We start from the raw sequence: 9,900 nt of genomic DNA, 5'->3' as shown, positions 1-9,900 counted from the left end.
TTTGTACTCTTCGGCGATGGTGTGTGCGGGCGCCCATATGGCAGGCGGCGGCTCCAGGTCGGAAGATCACCGCTGTGGGGTTGACTGGCGTCGGCGGCCATCCTCGAGTTCGAGCACCTCCAGACTCAGGTGTATCGCGGTGATGAGCGCGGGTGACCGCAGCGACTCGCCGAACATCGATTCGATCCGTTTGATCCTGTGCCGCACGGTGTTCGGGTGCACGGCCAAGGATTCGGCCGTCGCGCCGACATCGAGGTCGTTCGCGAAGAAGACACGAAGAAACTCGACATAGCCCGAATCCTCGCCGAGGACGGCCAATTGCTCGGCGGCCTTGGCTGCGGTGGTCGTACGATCGTGGCCGGTCAACAACCAGTCGGCGATATCGACATTCTCGAATTCGGTATGCCGCATGCCTCGCGTCTGCGCGACGCGCAGGGCGCGCTGAGCCTTCCGTAGTCGTTCCGCGCCTGTGCGCAGATCCCGGAAGGGCTCGGAGAACCCACACGTCACTCCGTCGGACAGATTCGCGATCCAGCCGCTCAGCGCGGGCATATCGGCCGGAACGACGCCGACCAGTCGACCGTCGAGTTGAGCGAACATGACCGGTAGCCGCAGCAGGCGAGCGAGATCGACCGCATCGTCCTCCACCGCGTCGAGCACGGTGGCCGCGCGCGTTGCCCACCGGCCGTTGTCGTAGTCCGCGGCGGACGACAGGACGAAGACGCGTAGGCGCGGGCGGTGCCCGAACCGCAGCGATTCGAGATGCCCCTCGGCGCCGAACTGGTCGACGATCTCTCCGGTGACCAACTCGCGAACGAATGCGGCCTGCCGTGCTCGATTCTCGACGGCGGCGCGGTATCGCGATCGCTCGATCGCGTTGAGCATCCGCACGGAGATCTCGAGGGTCGCGCGGGCCAGGGCGTCCGGCACCTCATGACGGGTCGAGGCAACTACCAGCCAGTGCGGCTCCCCGCCGGGATGGATCGAGTCGGCGGTCACCGACCACTTGCCCACCCGGAACCGCAGGTGGCCGGAGCGACCCTTCAACTGGGACTTCATCAGATGCGATGGAGCGCGGCCGGAGGACGCCACCACGTTGCCCAGGTCGTTGTAGAGCAGCACGCTGCACCGCAGAATCGTGGCCAGCCGCGCGGTCAGTTCCTGCTCCGGATCGGCGGCCCCCAGTGCGTCGAGCAACCGCTCCTGCATTGCCAGGGTGCGCCACAGCACGTGCGATTCACCGGAATGGGTCTGTTCGACCACCCGGTCGATCACCGCCATGAAGGGGACCTCGCGCGGGACGCTGAAGACCGCGAAATGATGTCGGTTCGCCTCGTCGATCAGCGGGCGGGGCACCTCTTCGGTGACGATGCCGACCCCGTATCCCAATGCCGCCACCCCGGCGGAGACCAGTTCGCGGACGAGGCCACGCAGAGCCTGCGCCGGATTCTTGGCGATCTCCGCATCGCTGAAGAGCGAGCCGGTGGTCAGCATGACCGTCCCCGGCTGGAGCCAGTCGGAAGGGTGCGCGATCTCTATCGAGTGCGCGCCGGCGAGGGGCATATGCGGGCTGCAGTCACTGACGAGCTCGAGACCGAGGGTTGGATCCAGCAGCAGATCAACAAGCCGGAAATTGTCAGTTTGCATGGCGGAAACACCACCCACCGATCTGTGAAAAAGTCCAACCACAGCATAGGTGATCGTCACTATCTACAATTGCCGGGCCGTTTTCCCAGGTCAATACTTGGTCACACTTCAACGAAGGAGACCTCCTATGAGTCAGGACACAGCCGCGAAGTCGCTTCGTGTGGCTGTCGACGTCGGCGGCACGTTCACCGACGTATGCATCTTCGACGAGCGTGACCAGACCACGCGGGTGGCCAAGGTGCCGTCCACACCGCACGACCCGATGGAGGCGGTGGTGGCCGGGATTCGATCGGCCGAGATCGACCTCTCCCGTGTGACCCTCTTTTCCCACGGAACCACGGTCGCAACGAATGCGCTGATCACCCGCCGGTTCCCGGCCGCCGCCATGGTGTGCAGCGCGGGCTTTCGCGACATCCTCGAGATCCGCGACGGTACGAAGGACGAACTGTGGGACGCCTACGCCGACGTCGGTGAGCCCTACATCAAACGGCGCAACCGGTACGAGGTACCCGAACGGATCGACTACGCCGGCGCAGTGATCACCCCGATCGACGAGGTGGAAGCTCGCCGAGTGGCAGGTGTACTGCGGCGCAAGGATGTTCGGACCGTCGCCGTGTGTTTCATGAACTCCTACGTCAACGCCGCCCACGAGAAGCGTATGCGCGACATTCTGATCGAGGAGATACCGGATGTCGTGGTGTCGACCTCGAGCGAGATCCTCCCCGAGATCTTCGAATACGACCGGGCGTCGACCACCGTGGCGAATGCCGTCCTCGCGCCGTTGGTCAGCGGCTACGTCAACCGGCTCGAGGATTCCCTGCGATCCGACGGCTACGAAGGTGATCTGCTGCTGCTGCACTCCGGCGGCGGCTCGATGACGCCGGCCATGGTCGACCGCTACCCGGTGCGGCTGGCAGCCTCGGGCATCGCCGCAGGCGCCATCGCGGTAGCGGACATCGCCGGCCGATGCGGCTATGTCAACGCGATCGGTCTGGACATGGGCGGGACGAGCACCGATATCTCCCTGGTCTACGACGGCGAGATCCGCACGACGAAGCAGTGGCAGGTCGAATACGGCTTTCCGATCTGTTTCCCCAGCATCGAGGTGCTGACCATTGGAGCAGGCGGTGGTTCGCTGGCGTGGATCGACGAAGCCGGCTCGCTGCGCAACGGCCCGCAATCGGCCGGCGCCGCACCCGGCCCGGCCTGCTATCAGCGGGGCGGAACCGAACCGACGAATACCGATGCAAACCTGGTGCTCGGCCGACTCGGCGACCAGCTGATCGGCGGCGAACTCGCTCTCGATGTCGACGCGGCCCGAGAGGCGGTGCGCTCCCGCATCGGCGAACGACTGGACCTCGAACTCGACACTGCCGCTTCGGACATCATTCAGGTCGCCAACGCCAACATGGCCGACGCGGTGCGCCTGCTGTCGGTCCGGCGCGGCTACGATCCGCGCGACTTCGTGCTGGTGGTTGCCGGCGGGGCCGGTGCGCTTCACGGAGCCGCCCTCGCGAAGGAACTGTCGATACCGACCGTCGTCGTGCCGGCCCACCCGGGCATTACCTCGGCCCAGGGATGCCTTCTGGTCGACATCCGGCACGACCTGTCGGCGATGTTTCAACGCACCGCGTCCCGGGTGGACCCGGCCGAACTCGAGGTCGAGTTCGGCCGACTCGAGAAGGAGGGGCACGCCCGGCTGCGTCACGAGGGTGTGGACCCGAATCGCATGCGACTCGACCGCTCGATCAGCATGCGCTACGCCGGCCAATGGCGCTCGTTGACCGTCGCGGCGGACAGCAGTGACGGCTTCCTGGATCGTGCCGTCGAACTCTTTCACGAAGAACACGAGCGCGACTACTCCTTCCGGCGCGACGACATCGCGGTGGAGATCTACCAGATCGGTGTGCGCGCGATCGGCGAAACACCGAAACCACGATTCCCCCGACAACAGGCGACCGACGAAGCCGTTCCATCCGCCCTCGCGGAGCGCGACGTCTACTTCGACGAGATCGGTGCGCGGGTGCTCACCCCGGTCTACAACCGCGACGACCTCGCCGCCGGTCATTCCATCGAAGGCCCGGCCATCATCGACCAACTCGACTCCACCACCGTCGTACCGCCCGCAACCACGGCGGTTGTCGACGAGTGGGGCAATATCCGCATCCACATCCACCAGGAGCAGCAGTGAGTACCGCCCCCGCCCGTCGACGGCTCGATCCGGTCACCTTCGAAGTCCTGAAGAACGCGTTCGCGACCTCCGTAGACCTGATGAGCGAACAGATCCTGCGGACCTGCTACTCGTTCGTGATCTACAGTCGCGACTTCTCCTCCGCATTGTGCGATGCGCGCGGCAATACCGTGATGCAGGGCAGTCAGGACATCGCCGTACATGTCGGGACACTGCACTTTCAGTGTCGGGCGGTACTCGAGGAGTTCGGCGACGACATCAATCCCGGCGATATCTTCTGCGTCAATGATCCGTACCGCGGCGGCACGCACCTCAACGACGTGAGCTTCATACGACCGATCTTCGCCGACGACCAGCTGATCGCCTTCGCACAGAACAAGGGGCACTGGGCGGATATCGGCGGCAGTGTGCCCGGATCTTTCGACGTCACCGCCACCGAGCATTTCGCCGAGGGGCTGCGAATCACCCCGGTACGTCTGTGGTCCGAAGGTCGCTACCTGGCGGACGTCGCCAAACTGCTGGTGGCCAATACGCGTTCGCCCGAGGTCAGCATGGGCGACCTGCATGCCCAATCCGAGGCAACCGGGGTATGCGAGCGGGAGATCCATCGTCTCGTCGGAAAGTACGGCCGAGACACCGTCGTCGACGCGATGGACGAGGTCCAGGACTACGTGGAGCGCATCGTACGAAGCCGCGTCGCAGATCTGCCCGACGGATCGTGGGTAACCGAGGACTATCTGGATTCGGATCCCTCCAAACCCGAAGGCATGGTCCCGATCCGCGTCAAAATGACCATCGAGGGCGATCAGCTCAGCTACGACTTGTCGGGGAGCGCGCCGGCGGTAGCCAGCTTCCTGAACTGCGGTTACGGCACCGCTTTCTCCGGCATCGTCGCCGGCACCAAGACCTTCTTCCCCGATGTCCCGTTGAACTCCGGCCTGTACGCCGCCATCGATACGCAGATCGGGCCGGAGGGCACCGTGGTCAATGCCGGCTGGCCCATTGCGGTCACCGGTTTCTGTTCCGGTCCTTACGAAAAGATCATGAACGCCATCTTCGAATTGTGGTCCGGAATCGTCCCCGAACGCGCGATCGCCTGCTCGTTCAACCTCGAGTATCTTCTGGTCGGTGGCCGAGACGCGCGCGGCCCTGATCGCCCCTTCTTCATGTGGTACGACTGGATGGCCGGCGGCTGGGGCGGCCGTCGGACCAAGGACGGTTCGACCGCCACTGCACCGGTTTTCGGTGTGGGACTGGCCGTCCAGCCGTGCGAGGGTCAGGAGCGTCTTACCCCGGTACTCACCACCGAACACGCGATCATCCCGGACTCCGGCGGACCGGGGCTCCACCGCGGCGGATGCGGAGTGCGCAAGGGCGGCACGCTGACCGACTGCGACAACGCGGTGATGTCCTATTGCTGTGACCGATCCCGTTCGGTCACCTGGGGTATCGAAGGTGGTCTGCCGTCCATCCCGCACGGGGTGTGGCTGAATCGGGGAACTCCGGAGGAGTCCTTCCTCGGATCGGTATTCTCCAGCGTCCCGGTACAACCTGGCGACACCTTCGAACGACCGTCGGCGGGCGGAGGTGGGCTCGGCGACCCCCTCGAACGTGACCCGGCGGCGGTCCTCGAGGATGTCATCGACGGGTACGTGACCACCGCCGGAGCCGCCCGCGACTACGGGGTGGTCATCACGCCCGTGGACCCCGATATCGACCGATACGATCTCGACGGCCCGGCCACCGACACGTTGCGGAACGACATTCGCGCCGCCCGCAAGCAGTGGCTCAACGCCGATCCCGAGGATATCGCCGGTCGTTACCGCAGCGGCGAACTCGACTCCTTCGACCTGCTGCGTCGCTACGGCGTGGTCGTCGACTGGGGGACCGGCGAACTGCTGAGCAACACCACCAAGCAGTTCCGGGATCTCCTGCACGTGCGCACTGCGGCGCACTGGGCGTAGCGCCCGCTCTCCTTCTCTCGGGTGTCATCCGGGGTGCGGCACGGCCGCACCCCGGATGACACCTGTCCGCCAACGATCGGAAGACCCATGAAGATTCCAGATAACGCCGGCGTTCCCGCGTCGGTTCCGACCGAGGTTGTCGATGAGGACACCGTCCATCTCGTTCCCGATGGCAACCGCGCATCTCGATGGTCGCTGTCGATGGCGTGGTGGGGCTTGTTCAGTGCGATGTTCTGGCTCTATGTCGGGGCAGCGTCGGCCGACAGTGTGGGGGTGGTCAACACCCTCGTCGGATTGACATTGTCGGTGATCTCCTACGGCATCATCAACGCGGCGCTCTCCCGCTACGCCGCACGAACCGGCGAATCGGTCGAACTGCTGTCCCGACGGATTTTCGGCATCGTGGGGGCGGCAATGGGCCCGCTCCTCTTGGCCGCGACGGCCTTGTACTACGCGGTATTCGAAGGATCGATCGTCGCGATCGCGTTCCAGCAGTACTTCGGCGGATCGATCGATCTGTGGTACCTGCTCTGTGTGCTGTACATGGTGCCGCTGGTGATCGGCGGAGTTGCGACCTGGCTGGACAAGTTGAACGGCATACTCCTGCCGTTCTATGTCATCGGCCTCATCGCGATTGTCGTGGTCACGACCATGCAAAGAGGTGCTCCCACAGACTTTTTCGAGCATGGGTCGGCTTCCGGTCCGCTCCCGGGCTGGGTGGGGTCCTACCTGATCTACATGGGCGTGTGGATCCTGATGATGTATACCGTGGATTTCGCACGACTCGGCCGCCCCGCGGACCAACGTTCCACGCTCACTTCACCTTTGGCTGGCTGTTCTATCTCTTCACCTTTGGCGTCAACGCCCTGGTGGGGATCTACATCATCCTGGCGTGGGACATTGCCGGGTCGGAAACGGGAATCGTCGATTCCATCATCCGGTCACTGGGTTTCGCGGGCGTGGCGTTGATCTTCATCTCTCAGACTCGAATCAACAGTGCCAATTACTTTCTGGCATCCGACAACCTGAGACTGCTCGGCTGGATGGTCGGTGTGCGGGCACCTCGCAGCTTGTGGGTGATCGTGGTCGCGGCCCTGGCATACGTATTGATGTTGACCGATGTCCTGAGCTACTTGCTCCAAGCGTTGGCATGGCAGGGCGTACTGGTCACTGGCTGGGTGGCCATCGCGATCGTCCACATCGTCGTCGCCGGGAGGACCGCAGGCGAACGCGCGACGGGGACCGCATGGGCGGTGGCTGCCTGGTGCATCTCTTCGATGGCGGGGATCGCCCTTCTCGTACTGGGTTCGGGAGTGGGCGCACAGGTGGCTCCGGTTGTCACCGTGGTCTCGGCCGCGGGCGTCTACGGGATCGGAATCATCGCCGGACGGTATCGAGGTCGAACTGCGGTCGGCGGCGGGGACGGTAATCCCGCGGGACCTTAGGTGCGACCGCGACGCGGTGGGCCAACGCCCGGATGCAAGCTGCGCGTGATGGTCGAGGAGCGGACCACAGGGGTCACCCTACGAACGGTCGATATCCTGCTCACCGATCGCCACATCCGCGGCCGGGTACGCCCCGTGGCCTGCGTCGGCGGGCGCATACATCTGGGCGCAAAATGCGCGCAACCGTTCGGCGAGCGAGCGGAGTGCCTGTTGGGCATGGTGGTCGGCACGCCACGCCATGTGGTATCCGACTACCAGTGGGCCATCCGAGCCGATCACCTGGAGGGGGATCAAACCGAACCGGGGGTCGTCGCTGAGCACCGCCACGCCCCGGCCGGCCGCGGCCAGCGCCTGGGCCACGCGGGCATGGAAGGTCTCGACCATCCCCGGCGGGGGCGCTCCCGTTCGTTCGATCTCGGCGTCGAGCAGTCGGCGAGCGCTGAGCGCACGTGAGGTCACCACCAGCGGGCGCGTCATCAACTCCGGTATCGACACCTCACGACGATCGGCCCACTCGTCGTCCGGACGGACATAGGCCACGATCGGGAAGTTCCACAGCGGCAGCGACGCGTGCTCGGGATGGGGACGTTGCGGAAGTGCCAGCAAATCGGCCGTGAGCAGCATCTTTCCCGGGTCGACCGGGACCTGGACCTCGTCGACGTATGGCGTCGGATCGGCGGGGGTGAAGGTGGCGAGGAAGGGGGCGATCACGTCGACCAGAGCGGTCGACGTCGAGGCGATCGTCACCGTCGACAGGCGGCCGGTCGCCATCTGACTGGCCAGCCGACGGACCTTCTCGGACCGTTCCACCAGGTCCGCCGCCAGATGCACGAACTCGCGACCGGCGGCGTTGAGGGCGAGCGTTCCGTGGGCTCGGACGAACAGGTCCATGCCGAGCTCCTGTTCGAGCTGACGGATCTGGCGCGAGAGTGTCGGTTGTCCCACCTGCAGTTGTTGGGCCGCTCCCGAGATCGTTCCGGCGTCCACGACCGCCAGAAAGTAACGGAGCAGCCTCAGGTTCATGCCTAAAAAGCATACTAAAGATTAACGTCTAGCGTTGGACAGCATGGCGGGCGTGCCCGACGATTGGAGAGCTTGCGCAAAGCGGTCAAATCCGGCGAACATCCCATGAGGGGGCACCACCCATGAACAGTCATTCACCACCGGCCGCGCACGGTGGAGAGCGCAGCTTCATCCGCACGCTCGGCAATGTCGATATCTTCTTCCTCGGCTTCGGATCCATGATCGGCTTCGGGTGGATCGTGTTGTCCGGTGACTGGCTGCTCGCGGCCGGCTCGCTGGGTGCCGCCGTCGCCTTCATCATCGGTGGCATCATCATGGCCTTCGTCGGCCTGGTGTACTCCGAACTCGTCTCCGCGATGCCGCTGGCCGGCGGGGAGCACAACTATCTGCTGCGCGGTCTCGGACCGGTCGCCGCGCTCCTCGGCTCCTGGGGAATCATCGGCGGCTACCTCACGGTGATCCTCTTCGAATCGGTCGCCGTCCCGCGCACCGCGCTCTACCTGTTCCCGGATCTCAACCAGATCCCGCTGTGGACGATCGCCGGCTCGGAGGTTCACCTGACCTGGGCGCTGATCGGGTCGGGTACGGCCCTGCTGCTCACGCTGCTCAATATCCGCGGCATTCGGCTGGCCAGCCTCTTCCAGACCTCGGTGATGATGTTCCTGGTGGTCATCGCTGTGATCATGTTCATCTCCGCCTTCTTCGGTGGGGACACCTCGAACATGCAGCCGTTCTTCACCGGCGGTGCGCCCGGCCTGATCGCGGTGCTGGTGGTGGTGCCCTTCCTGTTCGTCGGTTTCGACGTGATCCCGCAGTCGGCCGAGGAGGCGAACGTCGCCCCGCGTCAGATCGGCAAGCTGGTCGTGCTGTCGGTGATCATGGCGGCCGCGTTCTACATCGGCATCCTCATCCTGACCTCGCTGGCCGTGCCGGTCTCGCAGATCGGCGGCCTCGACCTGGCCACCGCCGACGCGATGTCGATCATGCTCGGCGCCGACTTCTGGGGACAGCTCGTGGTCGCTGCCGGTCTCGCCGGCATCGTGACCACCTGGAATGCCTTCCTGATCGGCGCCTCGCGCCTGCTGTGGGCGATGGCCAACTCCGGCATGATCCCGGCCTGGTTCGCCAAGATGCACCCGACCAACGGCACCCCGGTCAACGCGATCCTGTTCATCGGTGTCGCGTCGATGATCGCGCCGTTCTTCGGCGAGGCGATGCTGGTGTGGGCGGTCGACTCCGGCTCGCCGAGCATCGTGATCACCTACCTGATGGTGGCGATCGTGTTCCTGGTGCTGCGTCGCCGCGAACCGGATATGGAGCGTCCGATGCGGGTCGGCGGCGATCGTCCGGGTATCGGCACGATCGTCGGCGTGCTGGCCGTGGTCAGCACCGCGGGCATGCTGAGCCTGTACCTGCCCGGCATGCCGGCCTTCCTCAGCTGGGAGGCCTGGATCATGTTCGGCGTCTGGTGGGCGCTCGGCTTGGTCTTCGCCTTCCGTTTGCCCCGCGGCGTCAAGCCCGGCCCGAATGCCGAGGAGGATCTCCTCGAACTGATCGCGGCGCGCAAGAACGGCTGACCGTTCGAACGCTTCGCGTCATCAGCAGCGGCTCCGCCTCCCGATCACCCCGG

The 9,900-nt window shown here is 65.1% G+C and carries 7 protein-coding genes; 5 read left to right on the top strand and 2 right to left on the bottom strand.

The features are described from left to right. Positions 1-66 precede the first annotated feature (66 nt). Entirely contained in the window at positions 67-1,647 is a 1,581-nt protein-coding gene (locus MB1_RS10575; protein ID WP_066906533.1) for a PucR family transcriptional regulator, read from the bottom strand. A 127-nt stretch (positions 1,648-1,774) separates the two neighbouring features. Between MB1_RS10575 and MB1_RS10570 the strand changes: the two genes are divergently transcribed. The 4 genes from MB1_RS10570 to MB1_RS10555 all read left to right on the top strand — a co-directional run bounded on the left by MB1_RS10570 (position 1,775) and on the right by MB1_RS10555 (position 7,247). After that, positions 1,775-3,838, top strand: coding sequence for a hydantoinase/oxoprolinase family protein (locus MB1_RS10570; RefSeq protein WP_066906531.1), 2,064 nt, complete (start codon positions 1,775-1,777; stop codon positions 3,836-3,838). Then, entirely contained in the window at positions 3,835-5,802 is a 1,968-nt protein-coding gene (locus MB1_RS10565; protein WP_066906529.1) for a hydantoinase B/oxoprolinase family protein, read from the top strand. Before MB1_RS10570 ends, MB1_RS10565 begins: the two co-directional genes overlap by 4 nt. An 87-nt stretch (positions 5,803-5,889) precedes the next feature. Beyond that, on the top strand, positions 5,890-6,771 hold the full coding sequence (locus MB1_RS10560; RefSeq protein WP_066906527.1) for a purine-cytosine permease family protein: 882 nt from the start codon (positions 5,890-5,892) through the stop codon (positions 6,769-6,771). Beyond that, positions 6,762-7,247: a purine-cytosine permease family protein gene (locus MB1_RS10555; protein ID WP_066906525.1), complete on the top strand. Its 486-nt coding sequence runs from the start codon at positions 6,762-6,764 to the stop codon at positions 7,245-7,247. Before MB1_RS10560 ends, MB1_RS10555 begins: the two co-directional genes overlap by 10 nt. Before the next feature lie 78 nt (positions 7,248-7,325). On the opposite strand, the gene MB1_RS10550 is transcribed toward MB1_RS10555, so the two are convergent. Then, entirely contained in the window at positions 7,326-8,270 is a 945-nt protein-coding gene (locus MB1_RS10550) for a LysR family transcriptional regulator (protein ID WP_066906523.1), read from the bottom strand. A gap of 122 nt (positions 8,271-8,392) precedes the next feature. On the opposite strand from MB1_RS10550, the gene MB1_RS10545 reads away from it, so the two are divergent. Next, complete coding sequence (locus MB1_RS10545) at positions 8,393-9,847, top strand: APC family permease (protein WP_066906521.1); 1,455 nt, start codon at positions 8,393-8,395, stop codon at positions 9,845-9,847. Positions 9,848-9,900 lie beyond the last annotated feature (53 nt).

The sequence above is a fragment of the Millisia brevis NBRC 105863 genome (assembly GCF_001552615.1).
Classification (GTDB): Bacteria; Actinomycetota; Actinomycetes; order Mycobacteriales; family Mycobacteriaceae; genus Millisia; species Millisia brevis.
This window is presented reverse-complemented; position numbering and strand designations above follow the sequence as displayed.

Bases quoted from the DNA above. Each gene is read 5' to 3' on its own strand.
- MB1_RS10545 (WP_066906521.1), top strand. From the start codon at position 8,393: ATGAACAGTCATTCACCACCGGCCGCGCACGGTGGAGAGCGCAGCTTC.
- MB1_RS10570 (WP_066906531.1), top strand. From the start codon at position 1,775: ATGAGTCAGGACACAGCCGCGAAGTCGCTTCGTGTGGCTGTCGACGTC.
- MB1_RS10550 (WP_066906523.1), bottom strand. From the start codon at position 8,270: ATGAACCTGAGGCTGCTCCGTTACTTTCTGGCGGTCGTGGACGCCGGA.
- MB1_RS10575 (WP_066906533.1), bottom strand. From the start codon at position 1,647: ATGCAAACTGACAATTTCCGGCTTGTTGATCTGCTGCTGGATCCAACC.
- MB1_RS10560 (WP_066906527.1), top strand. From the start codon at position 5,890: ATGAAGATTCCAGATAACGCCGGCGTTCCCGCGTCGGTTCCGACCGAG.